Annotated in this window: 15 protein-coding genes; 9 read left to right on the forward strand and 6 right to left on the reverse strand. The window is 57.7% G+C overall.

Going from position 1 to position 18,411, the window contains the following annotated elements:
• Window positions 1–52: 52 nt before the first annotated feature.
• Window positions 53–2,572, forward strand: coding sequence for an endonuclease MutS2 (locus VGM18_20565; GenBank protein HEY3975405.1), 2,520 nt, complete (start codon window positions 53–55; stop codon window positions 2,570–2,572).
• Between the two features lie 63 nt (window positions 2,573–2,635).
• On the opposite strand, the gene VGM18_20570 is transcribed toward VGM18_20565, so the two are convergent.
• Window positions 2,636–2,809: a hypothetical protein gene (locus VGM18_20570; GenBank protein ID HEY3975406.1), complete on the reverse strand. Its 174-nt coding sequence runs from the start codon at window positions 2,807–2,809 to the stop codon at window positions 2,636–2,638.
• A gap of 184 nt (window positions 2,810–2,993) precedes the next feature.
• Between VGM18_20570 and VGM18_20575 the strand changes: the two genes are divergently transcribed.
• Together VGM18_20575 and rpoD are read left to right on the forward strand one after the other, a co-directional pair.
• Entirely contained in the window at window positions 2,994–5,030 is a 2,037-nt protein-coding gene (locus tag VGM18_20575; GenBank protein ID HEY3975407.1) for a DNA primase, read from the forward strand.
• A 224-nt stretch (window positions 5,031–5,254) separates the two neighbouring features.
• On the forward strand, window positions 5,255–6,946 hold the full coding sequence (gene rpoD, locus VGM18_20580) for an RNA polymerase sigma factor RpoD (protein HEY3975408.1): 1,692 nt from the start codon (window positions 5,255–5,257) through the stop codon (window positions 6,944–6,946).
• 75 nt (window positions 6,947–7,021) lie between these two features.
• On the opposite strand, the gene VGM18_20585 is transcribed toward rpoD, so the two are convergent.
• Window positions 7,022–7,786: a sulfite exporter TauE/SafE family protein gene (locus tag VGM18_20585; GenBank protein ID HEY3975409.1), complete on the reverse strand. Its 765-nt coding sequence runs from the start codon at window positions 7,784–7,786 to the stop codon at window positions 7,022–7,024.
• A gap of 266 nt (window positions 7,787–8,052) precedes the next feature.
• Here VGM18_20585 and VGM18_20590 point away from each other — a divergent pair, with 266 nt between their 5' ends.
• Together VGM18_20590 and VGM18_20595 are read left to right on the forward strand one after the other, a co-directional pair.
• Window positions 8,053–8,886, forward strand: a complete 834-nt coding sequence (locus tag VGM18_20590; protein HEY3975410.1) for a hypothetical protein — start codon at window positions 8,053–8,055, stop codon at window positions 8,884–8,886.
• Between the two features lie 503 nt (window positions 8,887–9,389).
• A complete protein-coding gene (locus tag VGM18_20595; protein ID HEY3975411.1) occupies window positions 9,390–9,785 on the forward strand; it encodes a hypothetical protein in 396 nt (131 codons plus the stop codon).
• Between the two features lie 55 nt (window positions 9,786–9,840).
• On the opposite strand, the gene VGM18_20600 is transcribed toward VGM18_20595, so the two are convergent.
• The 3 genes from VGM18_20600 to VGM18_20610 form a co-directional block, all read right to left on the reverse strand.
• On the reverse strand, window positions 9,841–12,336 hold the full coding sequence (locus VGM18_20600; protein ID HEY3975412.1) for a M1 family aminopeptidase: 2,496 nt from the start codon (window positions 12,334–12,336) through the stop codon (window positions 9,841–9,843).
• Window positions 12,337–12,475: 139 nt separating this feature from the next.
• Complete coding sequence (gene moeB, locus VGM18_20605; GenBank protein HEY3975413.1) at window positions 12,476–13,642, reverse strand: molybdopterin-synthase adenylyltransferase MoeB; 1,167 nt, start codon at window positions 13,640–13,642, stop codon at window positions 12,476–12,478.
• A gap of 76 nt (window positions 13,643–13,718) precedes the next feature.
• Complete coding sequence (locus VGM18_20610; protein ID HEY3975414.1) at window positions 13,719–14,045, reverse strand: ubiquitin-like small modifier protein 1; 327 nt, start codon at window positions 14,043–14,045, stop codon at window positions 13,719–13,721.
• A 205-nt stretch (window positions 14,046–14,250) separates the two neighbouring features.
• On the opposite strand from VGM18_20610, the gene VGM18_20615 reads away from it, so the two are divergent.
• The 4 genes from VGM18_20615 (at window position 14,251) to VGM18_20630 (ending at window position 17,830) form a co-directional block, all read left to right on the forward strand.
• A complete protein-coding gene (locus VGM18_20615) occupies window positions 14,251–15,099 on the forward strand; it encodes a prohibitin family protein (GenBank protein HEY3975415.1) in 849 nt (282 codons plus the stop codon).
• A gap of 100 nt (window positions 15,100–15,199) precedes the next feature.
• The gene (locus VGM18_20620; protein ID HEY3975416.1) at window positions 15,200–16,261 is read left to right on the forward strand and encodes an ABC transporter ATP-binding protein; all 1,062 of its coding nucleotides are present in this window, start codon (window positions 15,200–15,202) and stop codon (window positions 16,259–16,261) included.
• A 137-nt stretch (window positions 16,262–16,398) separates the two neighbouring features.
• Complete coding sequence (locus VGM18_20625) at window positions 16,399–17,154, forward strand: metallophosphoesterase family protein (protein HEY3975417.1); 756 nt, start codon at window positions 16,399–16,401, stop codon at window positions 17,152–17,154.
• Between the two features lie 43 nt (window positions 17,155–17,197).
• Entirely contained in the window at window positions 17,198–17,830 is a 633-nt protein-coding gene (locus VGM18_20630) for a ribonuclease HI family protein (GenBank protein ID HEY3975418.1), read from the forward strand.
• A gap of 98 nt (window positions 17,831–17,928) precedes the next feature.
• Here VGM18_20630 and VGM18_20635 read toward each other — a convergent pair whose 3' ends face one another.
• Window positions 17,929–18,402 carry a nuclear transport factor 2 family protein gene (locus tag VGM18_20635; GenBank protein ID HEY3975419.1) on the reverse strand — a complete coding sequence of 158 codons (474 nt, stop codon included), beginning with the start codon at window positions 18,400–18,402 and terminating at the stop codon, window positions 17,929–17,931.
• Window positions 18,403–18,411 lie beyond the last annotated feature (9 nt).

Consider the following 18,411-nt stretch of genomic DNA (forward strand, 5'->3'; position numbering starts at 1 on the left):
CCAACTGGCGGCCTCCGTTACATCAAGCCGCTCCTGCTACCATGAAATTGCGATGGCTGGCGAACTGATTCACAATTCCGCGCGGGTGCTGGAGTTCGACGCTTTGCGCGAACTGCTGCGGGGATACGCCTCTTCGCCTCTAGGCCAGGAGCGTATTGCGGCGCTGCTTCCCTCGACCGATCGCGACTGGATTGAGAGCCAACAAGCGCTGGCCCAGGAAATCCGGGAGTTTCGTCGCGTAGGCGGAAGGTTCGATTTTTCCGGCTTGCTGGAGATTGGTCAGTTGGTCGAGAAGGCGCGCATTGTGGGCGTGGCGCTTGAGACCACGGAGATTCGCGACGTGATCCTGGTGGTCGATCGGGCGGCGGAGTGGCGTGAGATTGCGTTGCATCCTCCGGCGAATATGCGAACGGATTGGCAGTGGGTGCGGCCGCTCTCGGACCAAATTTCGGACTTCACCGAGTTCCTGCGCGGCTTCCGCAACAAGATTCAGCCCGACGGCACGCTGGAGGATAAGGCATCTCCGGAGTTGGGGCGCATTCGACGTGAGATTGAAAAGCAGCGGCGATCGATTCAAGAGTCATTGCGCGGATATCTGCGGCGGCTGGCCGAGGGCGGCGCCGTGCAGGAGGAGCTCGTCACGATCCGCGGCGAACGCTTCGTAATTCCGGTAAAGGTTGAGCAGAAGCGGCGCGTGCAGGGCGTGGTGCATGGCGCGAGTTCGAGCGGCCAGACGGTGTTCGTGGAACCGCTGGAGACGATCGAACAGAACAACGAACTGGTGCGGTTGCTGGAAGAGGAGACGGCGGAGATTCATCGCATCTTGCTCGAAATGACGCAGCGCATCGGGGCCCATGCTGTCGACATTCGAACTGCCGTAGATGTGCTGAGAGAATTGGAGCTACAGTTCGCCAAAGCGCGGTTTGCGGAAGAATACAACTGCGTGCAGGCGAAGTTGAGTGAGACTCAACCAGAGCCACGTGGCGAAGGACGCATTCATGAGCCTGTCCTGAGCGAAGTCGAAGGGTCAGCGAGCGCAGCGAGTCTGGTGTTGGACAATGCCCGCCATACTCTTCTGGAGCGTAATCTAAAGCTCAAGGGCGTCCCAGTCGTCCCCGTCAGCGTGGAACTGGAAGGCAAACGGCGCCAACTCATCATCACAGGCCCGAACACCGGCGGCAAGACGGTCACCCTAAAGACTGTCGGCCTTCTGGCTCTGATGGCGCAGGCGGGGCTGCCGGTTCCCGCGGATCGGGCGGAGCTTCCCGTATTCGATGCTGTGCTCGCCGACATCGGCGACTACCAGTCAATCGAACAGAATCTCTCGACCTTTTCGGCGCACGTCACAAATATCGATTTCATCTCGCGTACCGCGACGGCGCATTCGCTGGTGCTGCTGGACGAACTGGGTTCTGCGACCGATCCCGAAGAGGGTGCTGCCCTGGCGGTGGCCATTGCTGGACACTTTGGAATGATCGGATGCATGACTGTGATCTCGACTCATCACACCTCGCTCAAGGTCTACGCCGCGAATACGCCGGGCGTGGTGAACGCTTCGGTGGGCTTTGATGAGGCGACGTTGCAGCCGACTTACGAATTGAAAGTCGGGGTGCCGGGAGCGTCGGCGGGCATTAACATCGCGCGGCGCCTGGGATTGAATCCGGAGATCATCGACAGCGCGCGGGCGAAGTTGGGAACGCAGGCGCGCGATGTTGGAAAATTCCTCGACAAGCTGCATGCCGATCTGCGCGAGGCTGAAAACGAACGGCTGCGCCTCAAAGCAGGCCAGCAAGATCTTGAAGAAGAAAAGAAACGTCTAACGGTTTTCGGAAAAAACGAACAGCAGGCCAAAGTTCGCGAGATGGAGAAAAAGCTGGAAAGCCTGCTGCGCGATTTCGAATATCATGCGCGCGAGGCGGTCAGCGCCGTGCAGGATCGCGCTGCCGCGCAGAAGGTGTCGAAAGAGGCGGAACGCCGCATCGCCAAGTTGCGGCGCGAGTTCCGCGACCAGTTTGACTCGACCGTAGTCGCACACTCCACGGGCGCTGACCGGAACGATCCGCACGCGCAGCCGCAGATCGTGAAGCACGTTGCCGAGGGGGACACGGTGAAACTGAAGTCGACCGGACGCGGCGCACGCGTGGTACGCAAGCTGGACGACCATCATTACGAAGTCGAGATGGGCGCGATGAAGATGAAAATTGCGCGCGACGACATTGCAGAAGTGCTGGCAAGTGCGCAGGGTCAGGACCCAGGCGGACAGACTCCGGTGAAAGCGGCGCGCTCTCGGGGGATTTCCGTGTCGCTCGAAAACGAAAGCGCGAATGTGCCCACGGAGATCAACGTGATCGGGCGGACGGTCGACGATGCATCGCGCGAAGTCGAAAAGTTCGTGGACCGCGCATTTCTAGCAGGACTGGCCCGGGTGCGGGTTGTACACGGCAGCGGCATGGGCATCCTGCGCAAAGCGCTTCGTCAGTTGCTTCAGCAGCATCCGCATGTGGAATCCGTGGTTGAGCCTCCGCAGAACCAGGGCGGGGGCGGGGCGACGGTGGTGGAGTTGAGGGTATGACCTGCTGGCATCGGACCTCAGTCCACGGCGTGGAGTTGAAAATATGGATAAGAAATTATTAGGCTACGAGAATCGCCAACGGTCGCCGCTGACACGTCTGCCTATTTTGCCAATATGACCGAGGAAGACGCGGTCGAGCACCACTAGGTCGAACACCACTAGAGGAAGCGCCAGAGTGCTGCCGAGATCGACTTCGATCAATCCAGCGCCTCCGGTGAAGGTTCCTGGAATCACCACTTTTCCTCCGAACTCAACCGGAAATCGGATAATTCCACAGTTTTTCCGCAACAAACTCCAGGCTGTATAGTCGAGGCGGGCCTTTCTTACCTCACAATCCTTACGGAGAACTCCGTTCCGAGACTGGCGGACGGACGAATGTCGTCCTAAAGTAATAGCGAATTGAAGATTGGCGAGCTAAAGAATGGCGAACCCTGGCGATTTCGCGTACACGCTGAAGCAGCAGGCGGATATTGTCCGCATTGTGGGCGACTACATCAAGCTGAGGAAGGCTGGGGGGCAGAACTATTCGGGGCTGTGTCCATTTCACCAGGAGAAGACGCCGTCGTTTTCAGTGCATGCGACGAAGCAGTTTTATTACTGCTTTGGCTGCCAGGAAAAAGGCGACGTGTTCAACTTTGTCCAGAAAATCGAAAACGTCAGCTTTCCTGAAGCGGTACGACTGGTGGCGCAAAAGCTAGGGATTCCGGTGCCTAAGGCCAGTTTTTCGACTCCTGGCGAAGCCAAAGAGGCGCGACTGCGCGGGCAGTTGCTCGATGTGCATGAGCGGGCGGTCGCTTTTTTTCAGGAATGCCTGCGGCGTCCGGAGGGCGCGCGGGCGCGGGAATATCTGAAAGAACGCGGACTCGACGAAGAGATGATTGCGCGCTTTCGCATCGGATACGCGCCGGATTCCGGCTTTCTCTTGCGCGACCGACTGAGGGGCGAATTCAACGAAGAGGTGCTGCGGGAGAGCGGGCTTTTTTCGTGGAAGGAGAGCTCTCAGCTTTCAGCTATCAGCTCTCAGCAAAACAGCAGGTCCTCTTCGACAGGCTCAGGGCAGGCTCTTGACTCCGCTCCGGATAACAAGGCGGGAGAGCCAACGACCGACGACCAACGACCGACGACCGCGTCCATGTACTCCAAATTCCGCAACCGCGTCATGTTTCCCATATCCAGCGATGCGGGGAAGGTGATTGCGTTTACCGGGCGCACGCTGACTGCGGATGAAAAGTCTGGACCGAAATACTTGAATTCACCCGAGACCGGAATTTATTCCAAGAGCAAAGTGCTGTTCAATCTCGATCTTGCGAAGGAGTGGATCAAGAAATTCGATTACGCGATTCTGGTCGAGGGGCAGATGGATTGCATCTCCGTCTATGCCGCTGGGTTTCACAACGTGATCGCCAGCTCGGGCACTGCGTTCACGGAATTGCAAGCCAAGCTGCTGGGTCGCTTCAGCAAGAACGTCGTCGTGAACTTCGATCCCGACACCGCGGGCGCGAAGGCGACGGAGCGCACCCTCGGTTTGCTGGTCGGAGAAGAATTCACCATCAAAGTGCTGACGCTTGAGCAGGGATTCGATCCCGATCTTTACATCCGGCGCAAGGGCAAAGAAGCGTATGGGACCGCGCTGAAGAATTCGCAGAAATATTTCGACTATCTCATCGAGCGTGCGCGCGCGCAGTTTCCGGTGCGCAGTGCCGACGGGAAGAAGAATGCAGTCAACTATTTGTTGCCTCATATCCAGCGCGTGCCCAGCCGCATCGTGCGCGACGAACTGGCGCAGGAAATTTCACAGAAGCTGGGAATCGATTCGGCGGTGTTGCGGCAAGAACTACGGCACGCCGCTGGGACGCGCGCGACCTCAGCGGTGAAGGCTCCGGCAGAGGCGCAGGTCACCGAGGCGGAAAAAGTTTTGATTCGCGCGCTGGCTTCGGTGGGCCAGATCCAGCCGGGCACGCATCTTTCTGAGCCCGATGGCGCCGGGTTTACGGAGGCCGGATTTACGGAGGCGGCGTTTACGAAAGAAGAAGAATTCGATCCGGCACGCCAGGCTCAGTTCGTCCTCCAGAACGAAGGATTACATCACGGGCTGGCCACGGAATCGCTCGTTGAGTCTCTGCTCAATGTGGGCAGCGAATTTGCCGATATCCTCGAAGTGCCGGCGACGGAGACCGATCGCCGTATGCTGGCTCTAATTCTGCTCAAGGAAGACGAAGCCATGACCGCAGAGGTGCTCGAAGCCGCCGTTCGAGCGCTCCGGCGCGTTCATCTCCGGCGCCGGCAGGAAGAAGTGCAGCAGGAGCTTAAAAAGCCGGGCCTTGCCGCCGACAACGCACGCTTGCGCGGGATGCTGACGGAATTGGAACGAATCAGCCGGGCGCTGCGCGATCCGAGTTTGGCGGAAATCGGTTTAAAGGCAGGGACTAAAACCGAAGGAAACCAGAAAAGCGCTTGAAACAAAAAGCCGTTAATTGCCATCTAAGTATTTAAGGGAATTGAAGATAGCGGCGGGTGCGAGGTTTTTGAGGCAGGCAACCGATAGACGGCGCAGCACTTATGTGCTAAACTCTGTAAGTTTGTGCGATACGCACGGCCCCGCACCACCTACATTCCCACCTTTAAGGAACATTATCACACGCTCCTGCGGGAGCGGAACTAGCAATTTCGAGGACATACCTTTTGGCTCTTGACGACAAGTTCGAAGATATCAAAAAGCTGATCGATACAGGCAAGGAGAAGGGATATCTGACCTACGACCAGGTCAACGATCTGATCCCGCACGACGTGCATTCTCCCGAAGACCTGGACGATCTGCTGACCACGATTGGTACGCAGGGAATCGACGTGCTGGAGGGGCCGAAGCTGCCCTCGGCTGCGCTCGACAAAAAATTCGATGAGTCCGAGGAAGGCGAGGACGTGGAACTCGACCTGACCCCGGGCGCTCTGGAAAAAACCAACGATCCCGTTCGCATGTATTTGCGCGAGATGGGAACGGTGCCGCTGCTCACGCGGGAAGGCGAAGTAGAGATTGCGAAGAGGATCGAGCGCGGACAAATTCGGGTGCTCAAGGCCTTGTCGCGGTCGCCGATTGTGATCCGCGAGTTGCTGGCCATGGGCGAAGACCTCACCAAAGGCGTGCGCTCAATCAAGGAAGTGGTCACCTTCGACGAAGAAGAGATCACCGACGAGATTCTTCAGAATCGGCTGAACGAATTCACGGGCAAGATTGACGACATGGCCAAGCTGTATAAAAAGGCCGCGTTGCTCGAAGAGAAATATCTCGAAGTTTCGAAGACGAAGAAGCCCAAGGACCATCGCCGGGCGCGGCGCAAGCTGGCTCGCGCCATCGTTGCCACGTCGAAGGCGGTGCGCCGGCTGGGATTCACGAACAATGAACGCAAGCGGCTGATCGAACGGCTGAACAAAACCGTCGACGGCATGCGTTCGCTCGACCGCCAGACGCAAAATCTGGAACGCAAGGCTGACGCTACCCGCAGCGAAGAGCAGAAGAAAGAATATCGCAGGCAGGCGCGCGCGATTCGCGGCGAAGTCGAAAAGCTGGAACTTGAAACCGGCGTGTCGTTTCAGGAACTCAAGCGCACCCAGCGCGAGATCATCCAGGGCGACATGGACGCGGAGCAGGCCAAGAGAGAGCTAATCGAGGCCAACCTGCGTCTCGTGGTTTCGATCGCGAAGAAATATACCAACCGCGGATTGCAATTCCTCGACCTGATTCAGGAAGGCAATATTGGACTGATGAAGGCTGTCGATAAATTCGAATACCGCCGCGGCTACAAATTTTCGACGTATGCGACGTGGTGGATTCGGCAGGCGATTACGCGCGCGATTGCGGACCAGGCGCGTACGATCCGCATTCCGGTGCACATGATCGAGACGATTAACAAGCTGATCCGCACCTCGCGGCAACTTGTCCAGGAACTGGGACGCGAACCGACCTCCGAAGAAATCGCCAAGCGCATGGACATTCCGGTGGCGAAAGTGCGCAAAGTGCTGAAGATCGCACAGGAACCGATCTCGCTCGAAACGCCGATTGGCGAAGAAGAAGATTCGCATCTGGGCGATTTTATCGAAGACCGCGGCGTGGTTTCTCCGGCTGAGGCGGTGATCAATGTGAACCTGAAGGATCAGACCGGACAGGTGCTGCGGACGCTGACCCCGCGCGAAGAAAAAGTCATCAAGATGCGCTTCGGTCTCGAAGACGGCAGCGAGCACACGCTGGAAGAGGTCGGGCAATCGTTCGCCGTCACGCGCGAACGCATCCGCCAGATCGAAGCCAAAGCGCTGCGGAAATTGCGGCATCCGTCGAGGTCGCGGAAGCTGCGTGCGTTCATGGATGGGGTGCGGGACTAGACCCATGGCCACGGATTGCGCGGACCTTCACGGATTCAAAAACTGCCAACGCTAGAATGGCGCGAGAAACTGAGGTCAGTAGGACTTCCAGAAGAAATAGACCGTCATGCCTGCGCCGACCAGCACAACGAAGATGCGGATGGAGGCGGGCGGTAATTTCTGGGCGTAGTGCGCGCCCAGGTAGCCGCCGGCGATTCCTCCGGCGATCATCACCAGGCCGGGTTTCCAATAGACGGCGCGGGCGACGATGAAGGTGAGGACCGCGACTCCGTTGATGACGAATCCCATGACGCTCTTGAGGGCATTCATGGCGTGAATGTTGGTCATGCCGAGCGCGGCCAGCATAGCGAGCATGACGATCCCCACGCCGCCACCGAAATATCCGCCATAGATTGCAACTGCCAACTGAAAGAAAGTCGTCGCTGCCAGCGCCGAGGTTGAGGCCTCGTGCTCCATTACCGAGCCACGCCCGCCGGCGACTTTCTTACCGAAGGCAAAGAGCAGAGTTGCGACCAGAGTCAGCCACGGCAGCACGCGCATGAAGGTTTGAGCGGGAGTTTTCAACAGCAGCAGAGCGCCGAGCAGTCCGCCGACCAGACTTGCGGTCAGCAGCGGAATCATGACACGGCGGGAAACGTCGAGGTGCTTACGGTAGGCGCCTCCGCTGGCTGCCGCAGCGGTCCACAGAGCGATGGTGTTGGTGGCGTTAGCGGGGATCGGGGGGACGCCCGTAAACAGGAGCGCGGGAAAAGCGATAAAACTGCCGCCACCAGCGACGGAGTTCAACGCTCCGCCGAGCACGCCGGCGACGAAGAGGAAGGTGGCGAAGGCGAGGGTCAAGCTGATAGGTGTATCAGAAAGCGTGTGGCGAGGCCAAACGGCGGAGAGTCTGGTGGATGGTTTGGCTTACGCGCCGGGTCCGCTGAGCCTGAGATCCTTCACTCCGCCTGAAGAACGGCTCCGTTCAGGATGACCATGCGGTCTAAACTGCGGGTCGGAGCTGAGACTCCCGATTACTTCTGTAATCGCTGGTAACGTGAGAACTCTTGCAGAAACATCGGGTCGGAGGCAGGGTTAATATCAGATGAGATCGTGGGGGATTATTTATGCGTAACCGATTTTTGATTTTCGTTTTTGCCGTGATGATGTGCAACGTGGCCTGGGGACAGGCGCAGAATCCTTCGCCCGCTACCGCTCCGAGCAGCAATTCGCAGAGCATGCCGGGGATGGATATGTCGGGACACGACATGTCGCATATGAAGGACATGGATCTCGGCTCGGACAAGATGGGCGGCGATAAGGATGATAGCGATGCCAGCGCACATGCCATGCATTCCATGGAAGGGCACATGGACATGGGGCCGCACATGAAGATGACGGCGCTGCGGCCGCCGAAAGCGGGCGATGCCAAACGCGCGCAGGAAGTGGCGGAAGAAGCGCGCAAGGCTTCCGAAAAATACCTGGACTATCACACGGCGCTGGCCGAGGGGTTCAAGATCTTTCATCCGGAGCTTCCGCAGAAGATCTACCACTTCACGAGTTATCAATATGCTTTTGAGGCGGCTTTCCGGTTTAATCCGGAGCATCCGACCTCGCTGCTGTATGAAAAGCATGGCGACGACTACAAGTTGGTTGGCGTGATGTATACCGCGCCCAAGCGTTTCACGGAAGAGCAACTCGACGAACGCATTCCGCTGAGCGTGGCGCAGTGGCACGAGCATGTTAATTTCTGCAAAGCCCCAGCGGAGCGCAGAGGAGAAGGGTTGTTGCCACATCCGCAATTTGGCTTGCGCGGATCGATTACCACGCAGGAAGCGTGCGACGCGGCGGGCGGGACTTTCCTTCCCGTGGTCTTCAACTGGATGGTGCACGTGTATCCGTTCGAGAAAAATGCGGCGGATATGTGGTCGGTCGAGCGCCAGCACGGGGATGCCGATTAAATTGTTCTGTTGATTTGGTGGGCTGCTGCATCCTCACACAAAACATATCTCGGATGTTCTCATCGCGCGCGAATAAAATGCGCGCGAATTTTTTTGCCTCCGGAACTTTGCTATCCGAAGCAGGAACGCAGCGTCAAAGAAGGTACAAAGCTTAAAGCGCGACGCCAAATAAAAATTTAAAGAGAAATGAAACTTCGACAGGAGTGAATTCGTAATCGTAAGAGTAAGCGAGGGGCCGGCATAGAGGTGACGCTGGCCGGATCGATACGAAATATTTTGCGGGGTCTGGGGATTCTCTCACACTCGGTTTGGCGGCCCAGGTGAGAAAACCCCCATCGCGGCAGACACGCTTGCGGCTTGTGGGCCCAAACTTGCCTGCACAACCCCGGCGGCAGCATTGTAGGCGATCGGCGGGAAAACGCAAGAGTTTTCTCTCGCGGTTCGCGAGCCGGGCCGCCCTAACCGCTTCCCGACGTTTTTTCGGGAAAGAAAATGGAGCAGCTATGAAGTTCGCGACAGTTTCCAGAAATTCAGTGATGAAGAATCTAGTGATGGGGTTGGCGCTGCTGCTGGCCTCGAGCGCGTTCGCCGCAACGAAGGCCAACGTGACGTTATTGAATCCGGCGACGATCAACGGCGCCAAGCTCAAAGCCGGCGACTACAAATTGCAATGGGAGGGCAGCGGCCCGAACGTGGAAGTGAGCATCATGCAGGGCAAGACGGTGCTCGCCAAAGTGCCGGCGAAAGTAGTGGACCTGAGTTCGCCCGCGCGAAACAGCGCCGTCACGGTGAAGCGCAACGACGACGGAAGCAACACGCTCACCGGCGTCCGCTTTGAGGGCAAGAGGTTCGAACTGGCGTTGGGTGAGTCGAGCGATGGGATGGAAGCGAGCAAGTAGTTCGCGGATCGGATGAGGAAGGGGGAGCACGCGGGTGCTCCCCGGTTCACTAGAGTTAGTTGGGCGAGGCCAGGACGTCGTCGTAGTAGTTCGCCACGACTGTTCGCGGCTTGCCCTTCAATCCTTTCAGCGGAACTTTCTGATCCACCGAGGAGTTGCCCACAAGCCTTGCTCGTCCGAGGAAAATGACGTTTCCGTCGTCCATCTCCAGGTAGAGAGGAACCAACATGCGGAACTTATCATCGACATTCGACTGACTCAACTTCAAGCTAAGTACGAGGTCTCCATCCGCCCCTTTGTCGAATGTAGTATCCACTTTGTAAGTCGGTAGTTGGGTTCCGTAAATGTATTCGTTAAAAAACCAATCCATTTTGTGATTCCCCTCGGCGTCCATCTCCGGGGACATATGTTTCTCAACCATCGCTTTGAAATCTTCAGTGGTGGCGGCTTTGCCTCGATAAGTATTTACGAAGTCCTGCATCATCTCCTTGAAGCGTTGATCTCCGCTTTGGCGATCATGCATCATCATCCGAATCATGTGGAGAACATATGCGCCCTTAGGATAGATGAGTCGACGGGTAGTCTCGAAACCGGTTCGAGAGTTGCTCGTGCGGTAACCCATCGTCAACGCTCCGGCATCGATAGCCCGGAAACCCTGCGCATCACGCTCCAGCAACAGTTCCCGCTCGTCATTCCAGAAAGTAATGAACTTCTTCGGATTTTTTTCGATCATTGAGAGATAGAGAGAGGCCGACATGTCCGCAAAGCCTTCGCTCATCCACTGATCTCGGTATGAACCGAATCCGACTGTGTGTCCCCACCACTGGTGCGCAACTTCATGCGGCGTCACTACCTTCCAATACCCGCGGTCGCCCCAATCCATGCCCAGTTGATGACGAACCGTGCTGTCGAAGTAATAGCAGATCGGAATCCACACCAGTTCCGGCCACGACTGTCCGAAGTTGCACGCGGTCTGCTGGGTAAGCTGAAGATGCTTAAATGAGGACGGTCCGAAGTAATCGGTATAAAGCTGAACTGCTAATTGCCCTTCTGCGAGGGCTTTCTTGTTGAGCGCAGTAGTACTCAACGTCCCCAGTGCACCTTGTGGAGTATCGTGCAGTGCGCCGAACATGCCTCCTCCAGAACTGGGAGAGTCGCCCTGGGCCGTATGTTGCAGTTCCTGTACCCAGCCCGGCGAATCCACGTTGGCATACGACTGCACCTGATATTCCGGTTTCTCGAGTTTCGCTTCTTCCATCTTTAATTTGCCGAAGCTAAAGCCGGCCTCGGTTTGGGGTGCTTCGCTCTTCCATACGGTCACGTTTTGGCTGCCGTCATTATTGTCGCTCACTCGCACACCCGTTGCCGCGATTTGCATCCCCTTAGGGATGCGGAACGTCATGTCATATGTTACATAACTTCCAAACCTGCTTCCGGGATTGCTCGGGTACCAGTTCTCGCGGGCCACGGGATAATAATTGCCGCCACCTTCGTTGATGACAGCCTCTTTACCTTCGTACTGGGTTACGATTGTGAACTGCTCACCACGCCCCAGAGCCTTCGGCAGGATCACCGCGAACTCCGCGTCATCGTTCTTATCTTCCTGAATGAACGACAGCGGCTGGCCATCGGTTGTGGTTACCTGCCGGACTCTAAGTGTGCGGAACAGATTCAGGGGCACTACCCGCACGTCATTCAGTCGTGCCGTAAATGTGGTTGTGGCTTTGCCGATTAAATTTGCGCTCTTCTCCAGCGTCGTATCGAGTTGCTGGTGGTCGATACTGATCGGTTGCCCTAAGGATTCCTTCTTGTGCTCTTCTGAAATGGGGAACGAAGCCCAATCTCCATATTTGTTCTCGTCATAGGTCATGAAGTCGACCTGATCCCGTGCCGCATGTGGGTCTATCTCGAATAGCTCTCGGGAATCGTAACGTTTACCATGGATGAAAGCGACGAACAACCCACCCGGCTCCGGGTTCAGTAGGTCTTCGAGGATGCGAGTCTCAAGGTTGTATTTCAGTTCGCGATTGTGGCGGGTGGTATGTTGGCTTTCTTTGAGCAGGCCGGCATCGCAACTGGAAGGAGCGGCGTTGCCACCTCTCTTAATATCGTCATAGGACGAGTCTGTAAATCGCAGCACCATCTGGCTAAAGTTTTCGTTGAAGTCGTTTTCCTTGGTCAATAGCTTCAGAGAATTCCTCTCGCTGGCGGTCGGCGGCTCCAGCACGAAATTGCCGTCGCCGGTAAAGACTGCGCCCGTTACCTTGCCGGCCACAGGCGCGACAAAGCAGACCGTGCCGGAACGAAGGTGAAATGTGCCCGCATCCCGCTTCAATTCAAAATTATCGACATGGACGGCTTCGCTGCCCAGCGTTAGATTGCGCAGCGCCTGATAATTTTGATCAGAATTTGGACCTGGAGCAGCGTTCTGCGCAACGGCAACAGGGCCGATAACGAGAAGAAGAAAGAACAGCGGTGCTGCCAAAAGAGCAGGCGCGGCGGCCAGGCATACCCGCGCGACGGAGCAGTGAGTGGGACGAAGTAACGGCATGAAACCTCCCGGGGGGAAGGAAAGCGTATTATCCGCATTTCGGGCGAAAATGCAAGGTCGGGGTTAGGGTTTTAAGGATAGTCGGCCCTTTACGCGCACTCCCGTTGCGACACTAGATCCCAATAAAGTGCGTAATCACTTAGTACTTGGGCACTTTGGGGTCGACTCTGTCGGACCAGGCGGTGATGCCTCCGGCGAGGTTGTGGACTTTGGTGAAGCCGGATTGTTGGAGGAAGGCGACGGCTTTGGCGCTGCGTCCTCCCATCTTGCAGTGGACGACGATTTCGCGGCTGGAGTCGAGTTCGCTCACTCGATTCGGCAGGTCGTTCAGCGGGATAAGATATCCGCCGAGGTTGCAGATCTGGTATTCGTGCGGCTCGCGCACGTCGAGAACGAAGACGTCGTCTTTGGCATCGAGACGGCGCTTCAGGTCTTCTACTTGGATTTCGGGAACTCCGCTAGCCACAGGCTTCTCCTCGCCGCGAATGCCGCAAAATTCATTGTAGTCGATCAACTTCGTGACCGTAGGATGAGTGCCGCAGACTGGGCAGTCGGGATTTTTGCGCAGCTTGAGCTCGCGGAACTTCATGCCCAGAGCATCGACGAGCAGCAAGCGGCCGATCAGGGGATCGCCGATGCCGAGAATCAGCTTGATGACCTCGGTGGCCTGCATCACACCGACCAGGCCGGGAAGAATGCCGAGTACTCCGCCTTCGGCGCAGGAAGGAACGAGGCCGGGCGGTGGCGGCTCGGGATAGAGGCAGCGGTAGCACGGACCATCTTCGGTGGCGAAGACGCTGGCCTGGCCCTCGAAGCGGAAGATGGAGCCGTAGACGTTCGGCTTGCCGCTGAGGACGCAGGCGTCGTTCACGAGATAACGCGTGGGGAAGTTGTCGGTGCCGTCGGCGATGATGTCGAATTCACGGAATAATTCCAGGGCGTTGGCGCTGCTCAATCGCGTATCGAACGTGCGGAGATTCAGAAACGGGTTGATGCCCTTGAGTTTATCGGCGGCGGAATCGAGTTTTTTGCGGCCTACGTCGGCGGTGGAATGAATGATCTGGCGTTGAAGATTGGTATAGTCCACCACATCGAAGTCCACCAGGCCGAGTGTGCCGACGCCCGCGGCAGCGAGGTATAGAGCCAGGGGCGATCCCAGGCCGCCGGTGCCGATGCACAGCACGCGCGCGGCTTTCAGCTTCTGCTGACCGTCCATGCCGACCTCGGGCATGATCAGATGGCGCGAGTAGCGCAGGATTTCGTCTTTGTTTAGGGTTACGGGAATTTCGGTGGTGGTAGTGGCCATAAGGTCCTCGGTTCGATTTTCGTTTGCGACGGCTGAGTTCAGCGGAGGGGTCTGACAGAAACCGAGATCCCTCGTTTCACTCAGGATGACAAGCTGAGTCGGGATGACAAGTACTCTGGGAAGTGGCGAGACAGCCCCCCGCGATGGAAGGGACGATAGAAATGTTATCGCCGTCGCTCAGGGCAGTCGCCTCTTTCTGCAGGTAGCGGATGTCTTCGTCGTTGACGTAGAGATTGACGAAGGCGCGAAGTTTGCCGTCTTCAGTGTAGAGGTGCTTGCGCAGATCGGGATGCTGCGCGACAAGGGCGTTCATCGCTTCGGCGACTGTAGTCCCTGAGACTTCCACGGCGGACTGCTTGCCTACATATTGCCGCAAGGGAGTAGGGATGTGAATTTTGCTCATAACTTACTGTAAGAGATGCGGCGGGGGCGCTGCAAGATTCACGGGGAACAGCGGGCGTCAGGCGTCGGGCATCAGCCGTCAGGGCCGTTCTAACATCCGAGAAGTAAATGTTAAGCCTGGCGCCCAACAGGCCTAAGGCCCGCGCCTGACAAGTCACTTATCCTGGACTCTGCGCCTACCTAGAATCTCTCGGGGGAGAACTCTGATGACAATATTTGATCCGGCACGTGGTCGAGTGATTGATGGAGGTGGAGGCAGCGGGAACGTGCTTCGGCTGGTGGGGTTGGGGATTGCGGCATTCCTTGTGGTGATTCTGCTGTTCAGCGCGGTGACTCGAGTGGGAACCGGCCGAGTCGGCGTGCTCACGCTGTTCGGCAAAGTCACGGGCGAGACGCTGGGCGAGGGCATCCACCTGATCAATCCGCTCAAGACCAATAATGAAATGTCGATTCAGACCCAGACTATTAAGGAATCGGCGAACGTTCCATCGAGCGAAGGGCTGATGATGAGTCTGGATACTTCGCTTATTTATCACCTGAATCCAGATCGCGCGGGGGACGTCTTTCAACATATTGGCGGTGATTATGAAAACGTCGTGGTCGAACCGACTTTGCGCTCGGCCATCCGCGAGGCCACGGCTTCGCACAGCGCCAATGCCCTCTATACCGGTGAGCGCGAACTGGTGGGAAAACAAATTCAGGATAAAGTTACGGAGGAACTGGGGCAGCGCGGCATCACGGTGGAGAATGTTTTGCTGCGCGACATTCAGTTGCCTGCCACGTTGAAGGCGTCGATCGAAGCCAAGCAGCAGGCCGAGCAGGAAGCTCTGGCGATGAATTTCCGGCTGCAAAAGGAAACGCAGGAGGCGCAACGCAAGCGCATTGAAGCTGCGGGCGTGCGGGACTTTCAGCAGATCGTCGCGCAGGGGATTACGCCATCGCTGCTGGAGTGGAAGGGGATCGAGGCTACGGAAAATCTGTCGAAGAGTCCGAACACGAAAGTGGTGGTGATCGGGAATAGCAAGAATGGGCTGCCGCTGATTCTGGGGCAGTAAGAGCGGTGTTGCGGGTATTAGCTCATGTGGGGACAGCCGCCTTTGGCTGTCCGTCGCACGAAGGGCGACGGGGTTCTGGTCGCGCTGCTACCATGAAGTTGTGGCGGCGTTGCTCGAAGTCCGCAAATTAAACGTAGAATTTCCCTCCCAGCAAGCCCCCGCCGCCCTGCGGGCGGCCGGACAGCCGGGGGCGGCTGTCCCCACACAAACTCTTTCAATTCCTACCCGAAGTCTTTCTGCGGTTCGCGATCTTTCGTTTTCGATCGCGCCCGGCGAAGTTCTTGGACTGGTGGGCGAGTCTGGCTCTGGAAAATCGATTACCTCTTTGGCCATTATGCGGCTGTTGCCGGCGCAGGCGCGAGTGTCCGGAGAGATTCTAGTCGTCGATAATGGGGGAGCTCCGCGTAATCTGGCCCCGCTGTCGGACGACGAGATGCGGCAAATGCGAGGATCGCGCATGGCCATGATTTTTCAGGAACCGATGACGGCGCTCAATCCGGTCATGCGCGTCGGAGATCAGATAGCCGAGGCAGTGGTCGCGCACAATCGCATTTCGAAAAACGAAGCGTGGCAGCGCGCAGTCGACGCCATGAACAATGTCGCAATTCCGGACGCGGCGCGGCGAGCGCGCGATTATCCGCATCAGCTTTCGGGCGGGATGCGGCAGCGGATAATGATCGCGATGGCCATCGTCAACCGGCCGCAGTTGCTGATTGCCGACGAGCCGACGACGGCGCTCGACGTTACGATTCAAGCGCAGATTCTCGATCTGCTGGCGGAGTTGCGTACGCGGTTCGGGCTGGCGATGCTTTTCATTTCCCACGATCTGGCGGTGGTTTCGCAGGTGGCGGATCGAGTGGCTGTTATGTATGCCGGAAGCCTGGTGGAAATGGGCGCGAGGCGAGACATATTTCAGGCTCCGGCGCATCCTTATACGCGCGGTTTGCTGCACGCGGTGCCGGATCTGAAGACGGATCGCGGGCGGCCGTTACAGACGATTGAGGGGACGGTTCCGGCGCTGCACGCGATGCCTGCGGGTTGCGCCTTCGAGCCGCGCTGCGAATTTCGGATACCTGAATGTGCGCGCGAATTTCCGCCGCTGGTTGAAGTTGCCGCAGGACACTGGGCGCGCTGCCCGGTGGTGAATGCGGTGGCGAGGTAGCGATTGCCCAACTCGGTTCCGGTGCAGTTCGGCTTACGCGGCAGGCCGGTCGAGCCTGAGATCCTTCGCTCCGCCTGAAAAACGGCTACGCTCAGGATGACATCGCAGTCTATAATCGGCAGTTTGTCCGGTGATTCGTGCGCATACTGCTGCTCAGCGATATTCACGCCAATCTCGAAGCTCTCGACGCGACTCTCGACGCCGCTCCGCCGTTCGACGCTGCGGTGAACCTGGGTGACATTGTGGGCTACGGAGCCAGTCCGAACGAGGTGACCGACCGTTGCCGCGATCTCGGGAAAATCTTTGTGCGCGGGAACCATGACAAGGCGGCCACGGGCGTGATGGATCTTGAGGATTTCAATCCGATGGCTGCGACGGCCGCCATTTGGACCCGCAATCAGTTGACTCCGGAGAATCTGGATTGGCTGCGCGCCCTGCCACAGGGACCAATTTCCCTGCCGGATTTTCCCCAGGTGCAACTGGTCCACGGCTCGCCGAACGATGAGGACGAATATGTGGTTTCGCTGGGCGATGCGCTGGCGCCATTGATTACGCTGACCATTCCATTGACTTTTTTTGGCCATACTCATCTGCAAGGCGGATTCTTTGCCAATGGCTCTTCTGCCGACGGCTTTCGTCCGGAATATCGCACGGTCGGCCAAGCCGAAGAGGTAGCGCTGCAACTGAAACCGGCGACGCGCTATATGGTCAATCCTGGTTCGGTGGGACAGCCGCGCGACGGGGATTGGCGCGCGGCGTTCGCGCTGTTCGACTCGGAGGCGCAGGTGGTCCACTTTCATCGGACTCCCTATAACCTGAAGGCGGCGCAGGATCGCATTTTCGAGGCGAAGCTGCCCCCGCGACTGGCCACGCGGCTGGCGGCTGGACGCTGAACGCGTTCGGCATTCGCGGCAAGCGGCGTTGTAAACTCGGGGCATGACCTCTTTTTCTCCTCGCACTTTTCATCCTCGCAGCGGTGGAACGAAACATCTTTTCGAGTCCCGAGAAAATCCTCCAGATCGTTATTTGATCGCGCATAGCGATGGCGGGGCGCGCGGCAATCCTGGACCGGCAGGTTATGGAGTCGTGGTGCAGGATGAGTCCGGACGAAGAGTCGCCGCGTTGAGCGAATATCTTGGGCATCAGACCAACAACTTTGCGGAATATCAGGGGCTGATAGCGGCGCTCGAGTATGCGGTGGAACATGGGCCGAAGGCGCTGAAGCTGATCAGCGATTCGGAGTTGTTGGTGCGGCAGATCAAAGGCATCTACAAGGTGAAGAATGCGACTCTGCAAGAGTTGCATGGGCGCGCGAAGGAATTGATTGCGCAACTGGATTGGTTCTCGATTGGTCACGCGTTGCGGGAGCACAATCAGGAAGCCGACCGGTTGGCGAATGAAGCGATGGATAAGGGGATAGGGCGGGGTGGGACTCATGTGGCCGCGGCAGCGCGGCCTTCTGCGCCGACGCAGCAGGAATTCGACGGGATCGTGCGCGGGGGCAAGGTGGAGTTGTCGAATGGAACGCTGCCGGAGGGGACGCGAGTGCAGGTGCGGGTGAAGTCATAGGCACCTATCCACAGGTGAGCAGCGCCTGAAGGCGATCGGATGTGATCGCCTTACGGCACGCATGAATGCGTGCCCTGATACGAATCGCGCCGCGGTGGCTATTCCTTGGCGGCGGAGGTGTGGTCGTGGATGATCTTCCATCCGTTAGGAAATTTGCGGAAGGTGAGGGTGAACAGGCCATGGGGAGTCTTGCCGTCCGACCTGGTCAGATGCCAGGCACCGCGGACGAAAGCGGCGTCCGGGCCGAGCATTTCGATGCGCAGGTTCGAGAAATCAAGCGTTCCCATCTCGTGACCGGGGCTGGCGTAGGTGGCGCGATAACGATCGAGAGTTGCCTGCCACCCGGTGGTCTCCTTCGCGTCAGAGAAGAAGGTCAAGTCGGGGGAGTTCCAGTAGCCGGCCATGAAGGCGTCCAGATCGTGGTGGTTCCAGGCTTGCACCTGGGTGCGCAGGACAAGTTCGATGGCGGATTTTGGCTCTTCGAGATCCGTGGGTTTCGACGTTTGCGCGAACGCGCACTTAGCGAATGCGAATAAGACGATCAGGAAGCAAGCGATAGCGATCTTGCTCATGCGTTCTCC

It is taken from the genome of Candidatus Sulfotelmatobacter sp. (assembly GCA_036500765.1).
In the GTDB taxonomy this organism is placed as follows: domain Bacteria; phylum Acidobacteriota; class Terriglobia; order Terriglobales; family Acidobacteriaceae; genus Sulfotelmatobacter.

Bases quoted from the DNA above. Each gene is read 5' to 3' on its own strand.
- VGM18_20565 (HEY3975405.1), top strand. From the start codon at position 53: ATGGCTGGCGAACTGATTCACAATTCCGCGCGGGTGCTGGAGTTCGAC.
- VGM18_20575 (HEY3975407.1), top strand. From the start codon at position 2,994: ATGGCGAACCCTGGCGATTTCGCGTACACGCTGAAGCAGCAGGCGGAT.
- VGM18_20590 (HEY3975410.1), top strand. From the start codon at position 8,053: ATGCGTAACCGATTTTTGATTTTCGTTTTTGCCGTGATGATGTGCAAC.
- VGM18_20595 (HEY3975411.1), top strand. From the start codon at position 9,390: ATGAAGTTCGCGACAGTTTCCAGAAATTCAGTGATGAAGAATCTAGTG.
- VGM18_20600 (HEY3975412.1), bottom strand. From the start codon at position 12,336: ATGCCGTTACTTCGTCCCACTCACTGCTCCGTCGCGCGGGTATGCCTG.
- moeB (HEY3975413.1), bottom strand. From the start codon at position 13,642: ATGGCCACTACCACCACCGAAATTCCCGTAACCCTAAACAAAGACGAA.
- VGM18_20610 (HEY3975414.1), bottom strand. From the start codon at position 14,045: ATGAGCAAAATTCACATCCCTACTCCCTTGCGGCAATATGTAGGCAAG.
- VGM18_20615 (HEY3975415.1), top strand. From the start codon at position 14,251: ATGACAATATTTGATCCGGCACGTGGTCGAGTGATTGATGGAGGTGGA.
- VGM18_20630 (HEY3975418.1), top strand. From the start codon at position 17,198: ATGACCTCTTTTTCTCCTCGCACTTTTCATCCTCGCAGCGGTGGAACG.
- VGM18_20635 (HEY3975419.1), bottom strand. From the start codon at position 18,402: ATGAGCAAGATCGCTATCGCTTGCTTCCTGATCGTCTTATTCGCATTC.